This window comes from Streptomyces sp. SID13666 (assembly GCF_010548325.1).
In the GTDB taxonomy this organism is placed as follows: Bacteria; Actinomycetota; Actinomycetes; order Streptomycetales; family Streptomycetaceae; genus Actinacidiphila; species Actinacidiphila fildesensis.
Window position 1 is genome coordinate 123,745 of record NZ_JAAGLX010000021.1, and the last position, 17,428, is coordinate 141,172.

18 protein-coding genes and 1 pseudogene are annotated in these 17,428 nt (G+C 74.1%); 13 read left to right on the forward strand and 6 right to left on the reverse strand.

The features are described from left to right. The first annotated feature begins 213 nt into the window (after positions 1-213). Positions 214-969, forward strand: coding sequence for a pyrimidine reductase family protein (locus G3I60_RS25205; protein ID WP_138354306.1), 756 nt, complete (start codon positions 214-216; stop codon positions 967-969). Positions 970-1,096: 127 nt separating this feature from the next. Then, complete coding sequence (locus G3I60_RS25210) at positions 1,097-1,564, forward strand: indole-3-glycerol phosphate synthase (protein ID WP_138354305.1); 468 nt, start codon at positions 1,097-1,099, stop codon at positions 1,562-1,564. 54 nt (positions 1,565-1,618) lie between these two features. On the opposite strand, the gene G3I60_RS25215 is transcribed toward G3I60_RS25210, so the two are convergent. Both G3I60_RS25215 and G3I60_RS25220 read right to left on the reverse strand, forming a co-directional pair. Further along, entirely contained in the window at positions 1,619-2,317 is a 699-nt protein-coding gene (locus G3I60_RS25215) for an ABC transporter ATP-binding protein (RefSeq protein WP_138354304.1), read from the reverse strand. Beyond that, complete coding sequence (locus G3I60_RS25220) at positions 2,314-3,384, reverse strand: FtsX-like permease family protein (protein ID WP_138354303.1); 1,071 nt, start codon at positions 3,382-3,384, stop codon at positions 2,314-2,316. Before G3I60_RS25220 ends, G3I60_RS25215 begins: the two co-directional genes overlap by 4 nt. Before the next feature lie 191 nt (positions 3,385-3,575). On the opposite strand from G3I60_RS25220, the gene G3I60_RS25225 reads away from it, so the two are divergent. From G3I60_RS25225 to G3I60_RS25250, 6 genes are all read left to right on the forward strand, one after another. Continuing rightward, entirely contained in the window at positions 3,576-4,889 is a 1,314-nt protein-coding gene (locus tag G3I60_RS25225) for a sensor histidine kinase (RefSeq protein WP_343241264.1), read from the forward strand. Further along, complete coding sequence (locus G3I60_RS25230; RefSeq protein ID WP_138354302.1) at positions 4,886-5,521, forward strand: response regulator transcription factor; 636 nt, start codon at positions 4,886-4,888, stop codon at positions 5,519-5,521. Before G3I60_RS25225 ends, G3I60_RS25230 begins: the two co-directional genes overlap by 4 nt. Before the next feature lie 104 nt (positions 5,522-5,625). Further along, positions 5,626-7,026, forward strand: coding sequence for a UDP-N-acetylmuramate--L-alanine ligase (gene murC, locus G3I60_RS25235; RefSeq protein ID WP_164295248.1), 1,401 nt, complete (start codon positions 5,626-5,628; stop codon positions 7,024-7,026). An 11-nt stretch (positions 7,027-7,037) separates the two neighbouring features. After that, positions 7,038-7,442, forward strand: coding sequence for a peptide-methionine (R)-S-oxide reductase MsrB (msrB, locus tag G3I60_RS25240; protein WP_164295249.1), 405 nt, complete (start codon positions 7,038-7,040; stop codon positions 7,440-7,442). Positions 7,443-7,624: 182 nt separating this feature from the next. Then, entirely contained in the window at positions 7,625-8,452 is an 828-nt protein-coding gene (locus G3I60_RS25245) for a GNAT family N-acetyltransferase (protein ID WP_164295250.1), read from the forward strand. Then, positions 8,449-9,405 carry a 1-acyl-sn-glycerol-3-phosphate acyltransferase gene (locus G3I60_RS25250; RefSeq protein WP_138354298.1) on the forward strand — a complete coding sequence of 319 codons (957 nt, stop codon included), beginning with the start codon at positions 8,449-8,451 and terminating at the stop codon, positions 9,403-9,405. The genes G3I60_RS25245 and G3I60_RS25250 overlap by 4 nt, the downstream gene beginning before the upstream one ends. Here the strand turns inward: G3I60_RS25250 and G3I60_RS25255 are convergent. Genes G3I60_RS25255 through G3I60_RS25265 form a run of 3 tightly spaced genes read right to left on the reverse strand, consistent with a single transcriptional unit; the run spans position 9,394 to position 11,631 of the window. Beyond that, the gene (locus G3I60_RS25255; protein ID WP_164607743.1) at positions 9,394-10,059 is read right to left on the reverse strand and encodes an ABC transporter; all 666 of its coding nucleotides are present in this window, start codon (positions 10,057-10,059) and stop codon (positions 9,394-9,396) included. The two genes, G3I60_RS25250 and G3I60_RS25255, sit on opposite strands and share 12 nt — an antisense overlap. Beyond that, positions 10,056-10,952 carry an ATP-binding cassette domain-containing protein gene (locus G3I60_RS25260; RefSeq protein WP_164295252.1) on the reverse strand — a complete coding sequence of 299 codons (897 nt, stop codon included), beginning with the start codon at positions 10,950-10,952 and terminating at the stop codon, positions 10,056-10,058. The genes G3I60_RS25255 and G3I60_RS25260 overlap by 4 nt, the downstream gene beginning before the upstream one ends. Position 10,953: 1 nt before the next feature. Then, positions 10,954-11,631 carry an AIM24 family protein gene (locus tag G3I60_RS25265; protein WP_164295253.1) on the reverse strand — a complete coding sequence of 226 codons (678 nt, stop codon included), beginning with the start codon at positions 11,629-11,631 and terminating at the stop codon, positions 10,954-10,956. A 350-nt stretch (positions 11,632-11,981) separates the two neighbouring features. Between G3I60_RS25265 and G3I60_RS44665 the strand changes: the two genes are divergently transcribed. Further along, a complete protein-coding gene (locus G3I60_RS44665) occupies positions 11,982-12,587 on the forward strand; it encodes an MFS transporter (protein WP_203673824.1) in 606 nt (201 codons plus the stop codon). Here G3I60_RS44665 and G3I60_RS25275 read toward each other — a convergent pair. After that, positions 12,559-13,314, reverse strand: coding sequence for a 4'-phosphopantetheinyl transferase superfamily protein (locus G3I60_RS25275; RefSeq protein ID WP_343241966.1), 756 nt, complete (start codon positions 13,312-13,314; stop codon positions 12,559-12,561). The genes G3I60_RS44665 and G3I60_RS25275 overlap by 29 nt on opposite strands. A gap of 115 nt (positions 13,315-13,429) precedes the next feature. Here G3I60_RS25275 and G3I60_RS25280 point away from each other — a divergent pair, with 115 nt between their 5' ends. From G3I60_RS25280 to G3I60_RS25295, 4 genes and pseudogenes are all read left to right on the forward strand, one after another. Next, positions 13,430-14,119: a peptidyl-tRNA hydrolase gene (locus tag G3I60_RS25280; RefSeq protein WP_343241266.1), complete on the forward strand. Its 690-nt coding sequence runs from the start codon at positions 13,430-13,432 to the stop codon at positions 14,117-14,119. A gap of 137 nt (positions 14,120-14,256) precedes the next feature. Then, positions 14,257-15,568 (forward strand): annotated as a pseudogene (locus G3I60_RS25285) (DUF692 domain-containing protein). A gap of 5 nt (positions 15,569-15,573) precedes the next feature. Continuing rightward, entirely contained in the window at positions 15,574-16,602 is a 1,029-nt protein-coding gene (locus tag G3I60_RS25290) for a TIGR04222 domain-containing membrane protein (protein WP_164295255.1), read from the forward strand. A 73-nt stretch (positions 16,603-16,675) separates the two neighbouring features. Next, the gene (locus G3I60_RS25295) at positions 16,676-17,416 is read left to right on the forward strand and encodes a TIGR04222 domain-containing membrane protein (protein WP_164295256.1); all 741 of its coding nucleotides are present in this window, start codon (positions 16,676-16,678) and stop codon (positions 17,414-17,416) included. Positions 17,417-17,428: the final 12 nt, after the last annotated feature.

The following is a 17,428-nucleotide window of genomic DNA, read 5'->3' on the forward strand; positions in this document are numbered from 1 at the left end:
GTGCCACGGCAGTGTGGCGGACCCCACTCCCGGCCCCGGCCGGCCGGGCGGGCCGGTCCCGGCCCCGATCGCCGGCCGGATCGGACCGTTCCGCTCAAGTGCCGGGCCGGCTGAATCCGGGCCGGGGGCTGCTCCCGGACGACGGACGGGCGGGGGTTCCGCCTCGGGTGACGGGCGGGCTGATCCGGCCGCCGGCGTGCCAGACTGCGGGACATGCGCCGCCTGTATCCCGTGCTCCGGGCCGATGAGACCCTCGACTCCCTCGACGCGCTCGCGGATGCGTACGCGTATCCGGACCGGGCGGGAGGCCCGTGGCTGCGGGCGAACATGGTGGCGTCCCTGGACGGTGCCGCGTGGCACGACGGGAAGTCGCAGGGGTTGTCCTCGGCGGCCGATCTGCGGGTGTTCGGAACGCTGCGGGCGCTGGCCGATGTGGTGGTCGTCGGCGCGGAGACGGTCCGGCAGGAGGGCTACCGGCCGGCGAAGGCGCGGGAGGCGTTCGCGGAGCGGCGGGCGGCCGCCGGCCAGTCGCCGGCGCCGGTCATCGCCGTCGTCACCGCGAGCCTGGACCTGGACTTCACGCTGCCGCTGTTCACCGCGCCGCTGACCCCGACGCTGATCCTGACCGGCGCCACCGCGCCCCGCGACCGGGTGGCGGCCGCCAAGAAGGCCGGCGCGCACGTCGTCACGGCGGGCGACGGGGCCGGCGCCGATCCGGTGCGGGCCGTCCGCGAACTGACGGAACTGGGGCTCACCAGGCTGCTGCACGAGGGCGGTCCAAGGTTGTTGGCACAGTTCGCCGCGGCCGGGGTAGTCGATGAGCTGTGTCTGACCATCGCTCCACTCCTGACCGCGGGGGATGCCCCGCGGATCATGAACGGTCCCGGAGTCACCGTGCCGGAACGTTTCTCCCCGACCTCGATCCTCGAAGAGGACGGTTTCCTGTTCACCCGTTACACCCGCGGCTGACAATCTGCGGAATATGTCGTTCCGTTTGCTGTCGTGCGGGAACACTTACACCGCGTGCCCCGTACGGAGTCGGGGCAGGATGGTTCCTGTGCCGGCCCGGTGGCCCACGAGAAAGAAGGACGCGTCCGTGTTCACGACCGTACTCATGATCGAGAAGCCGCTCGCCCCCGCCGATGTGGAGCTCGTGACCACACTCCACGGCGACGAGCCCGTCTCCTTCGTCGTACTCATGCAGCCGCGCGGCGACCAGGACCGGCTTCTGCGGGCCGTGGACGATGTCGCCCTCGGCTACCTGGACGACGCCACCAAGGAACGCGAGGTGCCCGAGGGGCAGGAGGCCACCCTTCCGGCCGAGCGGGCCCTGAGCCACTCGCTGGCCGCGCTGCGCGCCGCCGGCGTGGAGGCGATCGGCGAGGTGGTCGAGGACCACCCGCTGGACCTGCTGAAGTCGGTGGTCGAGCAGACCCATGCCGACGAGGTGATCGTGCTGACCGCTCCGCACTTCGTGGAGGAGTTCTTCCACCGCGACTGGACGTCGCGGGCGCGGCACAAGGTGGGGGTCCCGGTCCTGAAGCTCTTCGCTCAGCACGACTGAGAATCGACGGAACAGCGCGCCCCCCGGCCGGAACGGCCGGGGGGCGCGCTGTTCTCACGACCGGACGGCCGGCGTCGGAACCACGGCCAGGCGGCCGTCCGTCATGTCGAGGAGGCGGTCGGCGCGGGCCATCAGGGCTCGGTCGTGGGTGACCATGACGGTCGCCGTGCCGTGCTCGGCGGTGACGCGGGCCAGCAGGTCGACGATCTGCGCGCCGCGTTCGTGGTCGAGGGCGGAGGTCGGTTCGTCGACCAGCAGGACCGCCGGGCGGCCGAAGAGCGCGCGGGCGATGTTCACCCGCTGGCGCTCCCCGCCGGACAGCTGGTGCGGCCGCCGGGCGCGCTTCGCCGCGTCGAGGCCGACCGAGTCGAGCAGCGCCCCGGCCCGCTCCCGGGCCGCCCGCACCGGCCCGCCGCGCAGGTGCTCGACGACGAGCAACTGCTCCAGCGCGGTGAGCGAACCGAGCAGGTTCGACTGCTGGAAGACGATCCCGATGTGCTCGCGGCGCAGCGCCGTGCGCTCCTTGTCGCTCAGCCGGGTGGTGTCCCGGCCGGCCACCACGACCTGCCCGGAGTCGGGCCGCGACAGGGTCGCGGCCACCGCGAGGAGGCTGGACTTGCCGGAGCCCGACGGCCCGGCCACCGCCAGCAGTTCACCGGCGGCGACGTCCAGGGACACGGCGTCGAGCGCGGTCAGCCGGCGGTCCCCGTCCGGATAGGTGAGCCGGACGGAGTCGAGCGCGAGGACGGTCATCGGTTGGCTCCCAGCGCGGTCAGCGGGTCGACGGAGGTGATGCGGGCGATCGCGAGGGCCGAGCCGGCCAGGCCGAGCAGCACCATGACGGCGACGGGCACGGCGACGGTGGCCGGGCCGACGGCAAAGGGCACCGCCGACGCGGCGACCGCTCCTCCCCCGGCCCCGATCGCACCGCCCAGCAGCGCCCCGCCGCCGAGCACGGCCAGCGCCTGCGCGAGCGCGTCGCGCACCAGGTAGCCGCTGCTCGCGCCGATGGCCTTGAGCACCGCCACGTCGGGCTTGCGCTGCACCGTCCAGACCGTGAAGAACGCGCCGGTCACCAGGGCGCTCACCGCGAACAGGAACACCTGGATCATCTGCAGGCTGAGGTGCTCGGCCTGGTAGCCGTCGATCCCCACGAGCGCGTCGCCGCGCGCGACGGTCCTGGTCCCCCGCGCCGCGTCGGCCGCCCCGAGGTCCGCCCCCGACCGGCGGACGGCGAGCACGGTGGGCTGCCGCTGACCGCTGATCCGCTGCCAGGTGGCGAGGGTGGTCCAGACGGTCGCGGCGTGCCCGTACGAGCGGGTGGCGGTGATCCCCGACACCGTCACCTTCTCGGTGCCGAGCCCGAGCGTTCCGCCGGGGCCGACGCCGTAGGTGTCCGCGACCGACCGGCTCACCGCGACCTGGCCGTCGCGCGGGGCGCTGCCGGAGAGCAGCGGCGGCAGCAGGTCCGCCGAGCCGCCGAAGAGGCTCACCGAGCCCGCCGCGGTGGCGCCGGCGGCCCGGGTCATCGCGACGCCGAGCGGCTCGGCGGAGCCGACCCCGGGGGTGCGTGCCCAGGCCGCGGCCTGGGCGGCGCTGATCGTGCTGCTGCTGAACGACACCTCGGCGGCGGCCCCGGCCGGGGCGCCGAACACGATGTCGGTCACGGGCAGCTCGTCGACGGCCGACGAGGCGTCGCGGCCGAGCCCGCCCGTCAGGCCGTAGAGGAACACGACGAGCGTGGTGATGAGCGTGACGACCACGCCCATGAGGGCGAACCGCCCCTTGGCGAATCTGATGTCACGGAGTGCGACGAACACCTTCTGGACCCTCCTGGGTCGGACTGCTCGGTTCCGCCGGGTCGTCCGGCTGCGCCTTCTCCCGGCTCTCCCTCAAGGCTGTCCGGCCGGGCCGCCGCTGCCATCAGGGAGAGGAGCGGTACCGGAATCCATCGAAAGGTTGATGCCAGGCCCCCGCTGAGGGCGTCCGGCTCCCCGTACCCTCGGTAGATGTGAGCAACTCCGGCATATCCCTGTCCCCGGGCCGGCCCACCGGCTCCCGTACGCCCGAGGACACCCCCGCACTGCGCCTGATGCGCGCGGCCCTGCACGGCACGTTCTTCGTGCTGCTCGCCGTGGCGCTCGGCCCCGTGGCGTTCGGCGACGGGCCGGCCGCACTGCTGGTGCCGGGCCTGGTGCTCGGGCTGGTCTACGGCGCGGGCGTGCTGCGCGAGCGCCGGGAGCCCTCGCGGTCCTGGGTGCTGGGCTGGCTCGCCGCCGTCACCGCACTGTGGATCGGACTGCTGCTCGCCGACCGGGACTTCAGCTATGTCGTCTTCCCGCTGTTCTTCCTGTATCTGCACGTGCTGCCGCGGCGCTGGTCGCTGCCGGCCGTCGGCGCCGCGACCGCGCTGATCGTCGTCGCGCAGTCGCACGGGCCGGACGGTCTCACCGCCGCGAAGGTCATCGGACCGTCCGCGGGCGCGGCCGTCGCCGTGCTCACCGCGTTCGGGTACGCGGCCCTGTACCGCGAGAGCAGGCAGCGCCAGCGGCTGATCGACGACCTGACGAGGACGCGGGACGAACTGGCGGCCGCCCAGCGCGAGGCGGGCCGGCTCGCCGAGCGGCAGCGGCTCGCCCGGGAGATCCACGACACGCTGGCCCAGGGGCTGTCCAGCATCGTGCTGCTGGCCCGTGCCGCGGACAGCGCGCTGCTGCCCGGCGGCGCGGGCCCCGGTACGGCGAGCGAACGGATCCAGGAGGCCGGGCGCACGGCGTCGGAGAACCTCGCCGAGGCCCGTCGCTTCGTACAGGACCTCACGCCGCCCGCCCTCCAGGACGCCGCGCTGCCGGAGGCGCTGCGCCGCATCACGGCCGGTTTCGGCTCAGGACCGCAGGCGTCCGCGCAGCCCGCGCCGGAGATCGTCTTCCGGCTGGACGGCGATCCGTACCCGCTGCCCATCGAGGCGGAGGTCGCCCTGCTGCGGCTCACCCAGGAGGCGCTGGCCAACGTCGCCCGGCACGCACGGGCCCGCAATGCCGCCGTGACGCTGGTCTTCCTCGACGGCCAGGTGACGCTGGACGTGTACGACGACGGGGTCGGGTTCACCCCGCAGGACCCCGGCGCCCCGCCCGCGGCCGGCGAGCGTGTCTCCTTCGGCCTGCACGGCATGCGCGAGCGCATCGCCGGGCTCGGCGGCACCCTGACCGTGGAGTCCGCGCCGGGCGAGGGCACGGCGGTCGCGGCGGCACTGCCGGTGCCCGCGGCCGACGCGGCCGCCCCGGAACCGGACGCTCAGCCGGCTCCGGCCACGGTGCCGAGGTGATCCGGATCCTGATCGTCGACGACCACCCCGTCGTACGGCGCGGTCTGCGCGCCATGGTCGACGACCTGCCGGAGCTGGAGGCGGTCGGCGAGGCCGCCGACGGCGCCGAGGCGCTGCGGCTACTGGCCGGCGGGACCGTAGCGCGTCCTGACGTGGTCCTCATGGATCTGCAGATGGGCGCCGGCATGCACGGGGTGGAGGCCACCCGGCGGATCACCGCGCTGCCGGACCCGCCCGCCGTCCTCATCCTGACCACGTACAGCACCGACGCCGACATCCTGGCGGCCGTCGAGGCCGGCGCCACCGGCTATCTGCTCAAGGACGCACCTCCGGAGGAGGTCGCCGCCGCCGTGCGCTGCGCCGCCCGGGGCGAGACCGTGCTGGCCCCGCCGGTCGCCGCGCGGCTGCTGGGCAGGGTCCGGTCGGGGCGGCCCACCCTGTCACCGCGCGAGGCCGAGATCCTGCAGCTGCTCGCCGAGGGGCTGGCCAACAAGCAGATCTCCCGCCGGCTCTTCATCAGCGAGGCCACCGTCAAGACCCATCTGGTGCACATCTACGACAAGCTCGACGTCGACAGCCGCACCGGCGCCATCGCGGCGGGCCTGAGCAGCGGCCTGATCCGGGCCTCCTGAGGGACCCGTCTTCGGTGCTGACAACGCTGCGCCGAGCGAGTAGAGGAAGGTGCGAGAATCGGGGCTGCAGGCAAGCCGTTCGAGACGTCCCGGGAGATCCACGTATGAGCCCCACCATTCCCTCCACGATGGACCGACCGCACTTCATCGGCATCGGCGGAGCCGGAATGTCGGGGATCGCCAAGATCCTCGCGCAGCGCGGCGCCAAGGTCGCGGGCAGCGACGCGAAGGACTCCGAGACGGCCGAGGCGCTGCGGGCCCTCGGGGTCGCGGTGCGCATCGGCCATGACGCCCGGCATCTGGCCGCCGACGCCACCTGCGTGGTCGTCTCCAGCGCCATCCGCGCGGAGAACCCGGAGCTGGCGGCCGCCGCCGAGCGCGGTATCCCGGTCGTGCACCGGTCCGACGCGCTCGCCGCGCTGATGGACGGCACCCGCCCGATCGCGGTGGCCGGCACCCACGGCAAGACCACCACCACCTCGATGCTCGCGGTCAGCCTCACCGCGCTCGGCCTCGACCCCTCGTACGCCATCGGCGGCGACCTGGACGCGCCCGGCTCCAACGCCCACCACGGCGGCGGCGAGATCTTCGTGGCGGAGGCGGACGAGAGCGACCGCAGTTTCCACAAGTACGCGCCCGAGGTCGCGATCATCCTCAACGTGGAGCTGGACCACCACGCCAACTACGCGTCGATGGACGAGATCTACGACTCCTTCGAGACGTTCGTCGGCCGGATCCGGCCCGGCGGCACGCTCGTCATCTCCGCCGACCAGCCGGGCGCCGTCGAGCTGACCTCGCGGGTCCGCGACATCGGCGGGCTGAACATCGTCACCGTCGGGGAGTCCGAGGGCGCCGACCTGCGGATCACCAAGATCAACCAGCGGGGTCTGACGAGCGAGGTCACCGTCCTGCTCGCCGGGCGGATGCTCACGTTCACCGTTTCCGTGCCCGGCCGGCACTACGCGCACAACGCGGTGGCCGCGCTCGCCGCCGGTATCGCGCTCGGCACGCCCGCGCGCAATCTCGCCTCGGCGCTCGCCAAGTACACCGGCGTCCGCCGCCGGCTGCAGCTCAAGGGTGAGGCCGCCGGGGTCCAGGTGATCGACTCCTACGCCCACCACCCCACCGAGATGACCGCCGACCTGGAGGCCATCAAGGGGGCCGCCGGGGGCTCACGCGTACTGGTGGTCTTCCAGCCGCACCTGTTCAGCCGCACCCGCGAGCTGGGCGTCGAGATGGGCCAGGCGCTGGCGCTGGCCGACGCCTCCGTGGTGCTGGACATCTACCCGGCCCGCGAGGACCCGATCCCCGGCGTCACCAGCGCCCTGATCACCGCCGCTGCCACCGCCGCGGGCGCCGATGTGACGGCCGAGCACGACAAGGACGCGATCCCGGACGTGATCGCCGGAATGGCCAAGCCCGGCGACCTTGTTCTCACTATGGGCGCGGGCGACGTGACCGACCTCGGTCCGCTCATCCTGTCCCGCCTGGAGAGCCAGAACTGAGGAGCAACGGCATGCCGTACGAAGTCGAGAAGTCCGACGAGCAGTGGCGCGAGGAGCTGTCCCCCCAGGAGTACGCGGTCCTGCGCGAGGCCGGCACCGAACGGCCCTTCGTCGGCGAGTACACCGACACCAGGACCACCGGTGTCTACTCCTGCCGTGCCTGCGACGCCGAGCTGTTCCGCTCGGACACAAAGTTCGAGTCGCACTGCGGCTGGCCGTCCTTCTACGACCCGGCCGACTCCGCCGCCGTCGAGCTGATCGAGGACCGCAGCATGGGCGCGGTCCGCACCGAGGTCCGCTGCGCGAAGTGCGGATCCCACCTCGGCCATGTCTTCGAGGGCGAGGGCTACGCCACACCCACCGATCAGCGCTACTGCATCAACTCGATCTCGCTGCGGCTGGCCCCGCAGGAGTGATCCCGACCTCCCGGGAGTGACCCACCGGGAGTGATCCCGCGGGCACGGGCCGTGCATCCAGGGGGTGCGCGGCCCGGCTGCCGCCGTGCTTCGAGCCGTGGCAGGCAGGCATTCAGGCACCTCACATCACGACGCCTCGCAATGGTCACGTCAAGTCCAGCCGGCGCGGCGATGAAGTACCCATGACGACCCTGGAATCCTTCGCCACCGCCGTCCCCGACTCCCCCGCCACTTCCACCACCCCTCCCACCGCCTCTGCCACCACCGCCGTGAGCCCGCGCTACTCCGTGTCGCTGGCCCGGGACGCGGCGGACGTACGGGCCGCGCAGCGCCTGCGCCACCAGGTCTTCGCCGGTGAGATGGGAGCACTGCTCGACTCCCCCGAGCCCGGCTGGGACATCGACTCCTTCGACGCCCACTGCGACCACCTGATCGTCCGCGAGGAGACCACCGGCGCGGTCGTCGGCACCTACCGGCTGCTGCCGCCGGAGCGCGCCGCCGCGGCCGGGCGGCTGTACGGGGAGAGCGAGTTCGACCTCTCCCGGCACGCTGCGATCCGCGGTGACCTGGTCGAGGTCGGCCGGTCCTGCGTCCACCCCGACCACCGGGACGGAGCGGTGATCAGCCTGATGTGGGCGGGTATCGCCCGCTATCTGGTACGCACCGGCCACAACTGGCTGGCCGGCTGCTGCTCGGTGCCGCTCGCCGACGGCGGGACCTCCGCCGCCGGGGTGTGGGACACCGTGCGGGCCCGCCACCTGTCGCCCGAGGAGTACCGGGTGCGCCCGCTGCGCGCCTGGGACCCGACGGGCATCGAGCGTCCGCGTCCCGGTGGCCGCAACGCCCTCCCGCCGCTGCTGCGCGGCTATCTGCGGCTGGGTGCCTGGGTCTGCGGAGAGCCCGCGCACGACCCGGACTTCGGCGTGGCCGACCTGTACATCCTGCTGTCGCTGCGCCGGACCGACCCGCGCTATCTGCGGCACTTCCTCTCGCTCGCCCCCACGCAATGAGACTCCTCACGCGCCCGGCGCCCGGCCCGGCGGCGCTGCCCGCCGCGACGCCTCCCCCCGCGGTGCCGCCGACCGGTGTCCCGCACTGGCTGCCGAGTGCGCCCTGCACCCCCGGGCACTGTCTGGCCGGGACCTTCGCAACCGTCGGCCGGCCACGCCAGGCGGCGCGCTGCGCGGCGGGGATCGCGCTGGTGGCCGTCGGGCTCGCCCTGGCGCCGCTGGTGCGCTGCTGCCGTCCGGCGCTGCGGGGCCGGCTCACCCGAGCCTGGGCCCGGACGGTGCCCGCCGCCTTCGGGGTGCGGGTGCGGATCCGGGTGTCCGGTGCGGCGGGGGGCGTCCCCGCGGGCGGTGTGCTGGTGGTGGCCAACCACATCTCCTGGCTGGACATCCCGCTGGTCGCCGCCGTGCGCCCGGCCCGGATGCTCGCCAAGAGCGAGGTCGCGTCCTGGCCCTTCCTGGGGGCTCTGGTGTCCCGCGGCGGCACCCTGTTCATCGAACGCGACCGGCTGCGGGCGCTGCCCGGCACCGTCGCCCGGATCGCCTCGGTGCTGCGCGCGGGCACCCCGGTCGTCGTGTTCCCGGAGGGCAGCACCTGGTGCGGCCGGCGGCAGGGCCGTTTCCGTCCCGCCGTGTTCCAGGCCGCGCTGGACGCGAGGGTCGCGGTGCAGCCCGTACTGATCCGGTACCGGCTCGGCGCGGGTCCGGCCACGGCGGCCGCGTTCGTCGGCGAGGACACCCTGGTGGCCTCGCTGCTCCGGGTGACCGCCGCCCGCGGCCTCGTCGCCGAGGTCAGCGTGCTGCCCCCGATCCCGCCCGGTGCCCACCACGACCGCCGTTCGCTGGCACGGGCGGCCCAGCGGGCGGTGACCGGGCCGGAGTTCGGCCCGCCGGACCGGCACGGCCCGCCCCCCGGGCCCGGCCGGCGGCTGGAGGCCGGATCGTCAGCGGCGTGAACCGAGCGCACAGGCGACCGCGGTCGCCGCGGCCGCCGCGACTGCCGCCAGGCACAGGGGCAGCAGCGGCAGCCCGACCGTGCCGGTCTGCGAGCCGCTGACCAGTCCCGACACGGCGGCGTTGGCGGGCGAGCCGCCGATGACCAGCACCAGCAGGGCACTCAGTCCGGAGACCGGGATCGCCCAGCCGGCGCGGCGCAGCACCGGCGGGTTGGTGAGCGCGCCGACCGCGAGGCCGAGCAGCGCGGAGACGAGCACGGCCAGCAGCCCGGCCGTGACCGCCGGTCCGAGCGGGACCACGTGCCGGCGATCGGCGGTGTGGGCGTCGCTGATCACCGCGACCACCAACACCCCGGCGGCGCCGAGGGCACCGGCCGCGAGCAGCGCCGTCAGCACGCTCGACAGATGTACGCGGCCCGGTCCGGCCGCCGCGGCGGCACAGGCCCGCGCGGCGGGCGGCTCGTTGGTGACGCACACCCGCACCAGCCAGGCGGCGACGGGGAGCATTCCGGCGGCGGCGAAGGCCAGCGAGTCGAGCAGCGGCTGCCCCGACGAGATCCCGATGGCCATGATCACCCCGTAGAGCAGCACGGGCGGCAGCCAGCGCTGGGAGCGGATCAGCAGCGCGGCCTGGTAGCGGACAAGGGCGGTCATCCGGTGTCTCCCCGGGTGTCGGCGGACCCCGTCCCGGAGCCGGGACCGGCCTCCGGGCCCGCGGCCCCCGGTCCCGGCTCCGGCCGGACGGCCCGGATGTGCCAGGGCGGGTCGGCTGTGAGCAGCGCGCGCAGGACCGCGTCGGACTCATGGGCCGGGACGGTGATCCGGATCCGGCCCGGTGCGGCGGGCCCGTAGCCGGGAGTGCCCGGAAGGGCGGGCGGTTCACCGGGGCCTGACGCTTCGACGACCACCCGTGGGACGTCCGCTTCCGCGCCGGCCGCCGCGACGGCGGTGAGCCGGCCGTCCGCGAACCGGTGGACGCCGGACGGCTCGCCCGCGAGCCGCCGCGCGTCGTGGTCGACGAAGACGACGGCACCGCCCGCCGCGACCCGTTCGCGCACCGCGTCGTCGAGGACCGTGCGGGCCGCCTCGTCCAGGCCCGTCCACGCCTCGTCCAGGACCAGCAACCGCGGCTCGGCGAGCAGCGCCTGGACGACGGCGATCTTCTGGGCGGTGCCCTTGGACAGCTCGTCCATCGGGGTGCGGGCGTGGCCGGCGGCCCCGAACCGCTCCAGCCACTCCCCCGCGCGCCGGCCTGCCGTGGTGCGGCGCAGCCCGTGGATCGCGCCGAGGTGGACGAGGTAGCCATGGGCGTCGAACGGCAGCGCGGGCGGGAAGCGTTCGGGCACGTACGCGGTCGCGGGGCGGCCGGTGATCCGCCCCGTGGACGGCCGGTCGACGCCGGCGACGATGCGCAGCAGCGTCGACTTCCCACTGCCGTTGGCGCCCTGGACGCGCAGCAGCGAACCCGGTGGCACGTCGAGATCCACGTCCCGCAGCACCCAGGGCCCGCCGAGGCCGTAGCGCCGGCCGACGCGCTCCAGCCTCATGTCAGTGGGCGGCCGGCTGGACGGGCCTGGCCTCGCTCGGCCGGACGATGACGAACCCGTCGCCCTGCAGCATGAGCTGCAGCGCTTCGCCTGAACCGCCGCGCAGCATCGAGCCGAAGCTCTGCGAGCGGTGCACGGAGGTCTGCAGATGGGCGCTCCAGCCGACGACGGCGTCGGTGTCGACGTAGACCGGCGACTGCTGGCTCACCGGGATGATGATGGGGTTACCCTCGCAGATCACGCCGAGCCGGCCATGACCGGTGAAGAGGCTGTTGAAGAGGCCGCCGCCGACCATGCCCGCGCCCTTCACGACCTTGATCTCGTAGTCGAGCGTGGTGTCGAAGCAGAGCACGTTGCGGCCGTTGATCGTGATGGCGTCGCCCTGATCGAGGCTGATGATGAAGCAGTTGGCCGCCTCGTGCGCGAACCACGCCTCGCCCGTGCCGCGTACGGACATCAGGGGCAGTCCCTCGCCGGTGAAGGCGCGCTTGAGGAACTTGCCGACGCCCTGGCCCTTCACCTCGAACTGGAGGTTGCCGCGGAAGGCGATCATCGCGCCCTGGCGGGCGTAACACTCGCCGTTCACCGCGTACTTGACGGACTTGGCGTTCTCCAGGGTCATACCGGGCTCGGTGGCCGGCTTGGCCATGTTCTCGGCCGCGAAAAGGTCACTGTTCATGATCGCCATCCTCGCCCGCCGACCCCCTCCCCGCCAAGGCCCTGGGGCCCATGGCCCGCACAGGCACCCGCTGCAGAGGGTGGGTGCGCACCTGGTGCGGCGCTGCCGCCCGGCACGCCGGCCGAACAGGCGCGCGGCGGCGCGGTCGTCGACACCGAGGGCACGTACACGGCGTATCTGAACGGCATCGGGGCGCGTGCCGTCCTGGTCCGCCCGGACTTCTACGTCTTCGGCGGCACCGCGGACACGGAGGGCACGCCCGCTCTCGTGGACGCCCTGCGCGACGCCCTTCCCGAGGCGGCGCTCACCGGCAGCGCAGCGGGGCCGCGCGGGTGCTCGGCTTCGACTCCATGCAGACCGGACTCGCCTTCCTGCCCGCACCGCTGGTCATCGGCACGATGTCGCTGTTCTTCTCCGTGAAGCTCACCATCCGCTACGGCACCCGCCGGGTCCTGCTGACCGGACTCGCGGCCCTCGCGATCGGCCTGGTCCTGCTCAGCCGCGCACCGGTCGACGGCAACTACTGGCAGCACGTGATGCCGACGCTCGTCATCCAGGGTTTCGGTATGGGTCTCGCGGTCCCGGCCGTGATCATGCGGGCGATGTCCGGTGCCGCTCCCGAGGACACCGGTCTCGCCTCCGGCCTCAACAGCACCGCCCAGCAGTCCGGTGCCGCCGTCGGCCTCGCCGTCCTGGCGACCGTGGCCCCTCGCGCAGCAACTCCCTGCTCGACAAGGGCGCGGAGAACATCTCGGCACTGCGGGACGGCTACAGCCTGGCCTTCCTGTTCTCCGCCGGGTTCGTGGCGCTGGGCTTCCTGGCGACGTACTTCATCCTCAAGGACGCCCCGAAGACGGAGCCGGCTCCCGAGGTGGAGACGGCCCAGGACCAGCAGGACGCCGGTCCCGTCCAGAACGGAGCGCCGGTTCAGCGCGCGGTGGCTGCGGGGGGCGTGATGTCCGCCGCGCCCGGGTCGGCCACGGCGACCGCGGCGGCGCGGTTCTCCCCCACGGCCACGTCGGCGATGGACCAGCCCGCCGGGCCGGCCGCGGGCGTCTCGCCGGTCCCCACGTAGTCCGCCGAGGGGTCGCGGCCGAGACCGATGCCCAGCCCCTTGAGGTACGCCTCCTTCCGCACCCACGCCCGCGCGAAGGCGGCGGGCCGCTCCGGCGGCTCCAGGGCGGCGAGTTCGGCGATCTCCACCCGGTGCATCACGGAGGCGATGTCCGCCACCGCGTCATCGGACGGGACGGTCTCCACATCCACCCCCACCGGGGTCGCGGCGAATGCCAGCAGGGCGAAGCTGCCGCTGTGCGACAGCGAGAAGTGCACACCGCCGCCCGCCACGGCGGGACGGCCGTGCGGCCCGCCGCACCCCGGGCAGTCCTCCCGGACCAGCCGTACGTTTCCGGGGGCGCTGCCGAGCTGGGCGCCGAGCAGCAGCCGCAGTCCGACGTGCGCGGCGCGGTAGCAGTCCCGGTCGGCGTCGGCGCGGAAGGCCGCGGCGCTGCGCAGTTCCTGCGGGTCGAGGACGTCGGACGCCAGCCGCGCCGCGAAGTCGGCGTGCCGGGCCGCGTTCACCAGCCACAGCCGCGGCGGGTCGCCGGGGGCGGGAAGCGCCATCCGCTCGACCCGTGCCACCGGGTCGAGCTCGCTGGGAACGCGTATCGCGGCCGTATCCACCCGGTCATCGTAGATCGTCGGCGGTTCCCGGCGGGGCGGACCCGATGGCGGGCGCGGCGGCGAGCCCCGGCGGACCGAACGCGTCCGGCGCCCTGCTCGGTGGCAGACTGTGGCCGTGACCAGCATCGACCGCGACGCGGCGCCCCAGTTCGTCCTCCCGCTCGTCGTCCGCATCGAGAAGGACGACCCGCCGGCGCGCACCGACGCCCTGGAGACCGCGGCGCGCGCCGTGCTCACCCTGCTGTCCGACGAACGGGCCGCGGGCGAGGGCGAATGGGCCGAGGCGGTACGCGACTGGCAGGACGCCCGGATCCGCAAGGTCGTCCGCCGGGCGCGCGGCTCGGAGTGGCGCCGGGCCGGATATCTGCCGGGCATCACCGTGACCGGGCTGGAGGCCGAGGTACGGGTCTATCCGCCGGTCCCGCTGGACGGCTGGCCCAAGGTGCTGGCGAAGCTTCAGGTCTCGGGCACCGAACTGGACGATCCGGAACCCCCGCCCGTGGCGGAGGCCGGGCTGCCGGTGCTCTGGATGAACCCGGAGCTCGACATGTCCGCGGGCAAGGCCATGGCCCAGGCGGGCCACGGCGCACAGCTCGCCTGGTGGGAACTGACGGACGCCGAACGCACCGCGTGGCGCGACGCCGGTTTCCCGCTCGCGGTCCGCACTCCGGCACCCGCCCAATGGCCGGCGCTCACCGGCTCCGGCCTGCCCGTGGTGCGCGACGCCGGTTTCACCGAGATCGTCCCCGGCTCCTGCACGGTCGTCTCCGACTACCTCCCGCTGCGCCGCACCACCAGCGCGTGACACCGGGCGGGCGACGGGCCCGCACCGGCACGGGAACCTCAAATCAAGCTCTGAACCGGCCACCCACAGGGTTCGCCCGGTCCCGGCGGGGCCATCACCCCGGCACGGCGTGTGCGGGAAACGCGGAGGGGGACGGCATGAAGGACTTGGGTACAGGTATCGGCTGGCGGCCGGAGATCGCGGACGCGATCGCGGAGCTGCCCGGTGTCGACTGGGTGGAGGTCGTCTCGGAGAACCTCTGCGCCGATCACCTCCCGGAACCGCTGCGGCGGCTGCGCGAAAACGGCACGACGGTGATCCCGCACGGGGTCTCGCTGGGCCTGGGCGGCGCTGAGCGCCCCGACCCCGGCCGGCTGGCGGCGCTCGCCACGCGGATCGGGCTGCTGGGGGCGCCGCTCGTCAGCGAGCACATCGCGTTCGTGCGGGCCGGCGGACCGCTGACCGGTTCGCCGCGGCTGGAGGCCGGGCACCTGCTCCCCGTACCCCGCACCCGCGACGCGCTCGACGTGCTCTGCGCGAACGTCCGCATCGCGCAGGACGCGCTGCCCGTGCCGCTCGCGCTGGAGAACATCGCGCCGCTGCTCGGCTGGCCCGACGAGGAGTTCAGCGAGGGCGAGTTCCTGTACGAGCTGGTGGAGCGTACCGGCGTACGGCTGCTCATCGACGTCGCCAATCTGCACACCAACCATGTGAACCGGGGCGAGGACCCGGTCGCGGTGCTCGACGAACTGCCGCTGGAGGCCATCGCCTACGTCCATGTGGCGGGCGGGACCGAGAAGGACGGCGTCTGGCACGACACGCACGCCCATCCGGTGACCCGGCCGGTGCTGGACGTGCTCGCGGCGCTGCGCGAGCGGATCCGGCCGCCGGGCGTCCTGCTGGAGCGGGACGACAACTTCCCGTCCGCGGCCGAACTCGCCGCGGAACTCGCGGCGATCCGCGGTGTCCCGTCGGCGGAGCGGCCCCAGGAGGCGCACTGTGTCTGACGTCGACAGGGCCGCCGCCGCACGGCAGCGGCTCGCGCTCGCGCAGACGGCGCTGCTCTCCGCGCTGGTGGCGGGCACCCCCGTCCCGGAGGGTTTCGACCGCGGCCGGATCGGCGTCCAGTCGCGGGCCCTCGCGGCCAAGCGCGCCGATGTGACCGCCAAGGTGGCCCCGGAACTGCCGGAGATCCTCGGCGACCGCTACCGTCCCGCCTTCCTGCGGTACGCGGCCACGCACCCGCTGCAGGGCGGCTACCGCCTCGACGCGCTGTGCTTCGCGGAGCATGTGCTGGACGATGACGCGGAAGCGCTCGACGACGCCACCCGCCGTCTGCTGGACGGCTGGTGGCGGGAGCGCTCGGGTCCCGCGCCGCTGTCCGCGGCCGCCCGCCCCGGCCGCCTCGCGCGGACCGGACGGTTCGGCCGGATCATGGACGCCGCGCGCACCGCGCTGCCGGGAAGGTGACCTCGATGAACGTCATGACCGGCCTCATGCTCACCGTGTACCTGCTGATCGCCGCCACCTCGGCGTACCTCGTCGGGGAGAAGATCCGCGCCCGCCGCTTCACCCGGCCGTACCACGGCGACATCCCCCGGGATCCGCTGGAGACCGCCTTCCTGGCCGGCGGTCCTGGCCGGGTCGCCGACACCGTGATCGGGGCGATGCACGCGGACGGCCGGATCGCCGTGGACGCTTCAGGACAGCTGACCGTGCTCCGGCCGGTCGCATCGAATCCGGTCGAGACCGCCCTGCTGGAGGCCTGCGGCGCCGAGTGGGGCGGCGGCCTGCGCCAGGTCCGTACGGCGGTGCTGACCGGATCTCCGGTGCAGTCGATCGGCGACCGGCTCGCCCGCCGCGGCCTGTTCTTCCAGCCCGAGGTCCACCGCAGATGGCGGCGGGTGTCGACGCTGCACAAGACCGTCTGGTGCCTGCTGCTGTTCCTGTCGCTGGCGGAGGTGATGCCGCATCTCGTCGTCGGTTCAGGGCTGCCGCTGTTCGTCCGGGTGCTGCCGGGGCTCGCCGTCGGGCTCTTCGTCCTCCTGACGTGCTCGGCGCCGCGCGGCCGGCTCACACCGGCCGGCAAGCGGGTGCTGCACGGGCTGCGGCTCAGCAACCGTCCGCTGCTGGCCTCCCGCACCGCCTCCACCGGCTCGGACGCCACCATGCTGTTCGCGCTGGCCGGTGCCGCCTCGATCCAGGACACCGTCCTGCGCGACCAGTTGGCGCAGTCCTCGCAGCCGTCGTCCGACGCGTCCGACCCGGGCTCGTGGGGCGATGCCGCGGGCGGCTGGGCCGGCGGCGGCACCAGCTGCGGGGGTTCCGCTTCGAGTTGCGGAGGGTCGTCGTCGAGCTGCGGTGGCGGGGGCGGATCCGCGTCGAGCTGCGGCGGTGGCTCGGGATCCAGTTGCGGTTCGAGTTCGGGGTCGAGCTGCGGTTCGAGTTCCGGTTCCAGCTGCGGATCCAGCTCGGGATCCAGTTGCGGCAGCAGCAGTTCTTAACGGGCCGGCCGCCGCACGGGTCGATCCGCGAAATTCCCGGCGGAGTGTCACTACCGTCGAGTAGAAATCCCTTATGTGGATGCTGTTCCTTCTCGTCGCGTGCGTCGCGGCGGTCGTCTCCTGCGCGCGTCTGTGCCGGGCCGCGATCGCCGCGGGCGCTCTGCCCGCAGCCGGGCCCGGCGGCCGGCCCCAGGTCGCCGGACTCGGTCTGTACGAGACGGCGTTCCTGTCCGGCGGACCGCGCCGGGTCACCGATCTGACGCTGGTCTCGATGGCGGGCGAGCGGCGGCTGCTGCTCGCGCACACCGGGTGGGCGACAGTGGTCGACGCCGAGGGCCGTGACGATCTCGAACGGTCGCTGATCGCCTCCATCGGGCCGGACGGCCAGTCCCCGGTCGCCGCGATACGGGTGGCGCACGCCGCGGCCGGCGCCATCCGCGCCCTCGGGGAACGGCTCGTGGGCGACGGCCTCGCGGTGCCGGCGGCGGCCCGGGAGAGCGTCACCGCCGGGATCCGGCAGGTGCGCGGCGCCATACTCCTGAACCTGCTGATGGCCGGCGCCGCCCTGGTCCTGTCGGCGGGCGGGCAGCCCGACGGTGGCCAGGCGCAGGCCTGGTTCGCGCTGCCGCTGCTGCTGACCACCGGGTGCTGGATCATCGCCCGCGTGGAGGTCCATCCGTACACCCGCTGGGCCTCCCCTGCCGGGCAGGACGCGCTGCGCGCCGTTCCGGACGGCCCCGGCCCGCTCAGCGCGCTGGCGGTGCGCGGCCCGGCCGCGCTGCTGGACCCGGCGCAGCGGGCCGCGCTCGGCTGACCACCCCGGCCG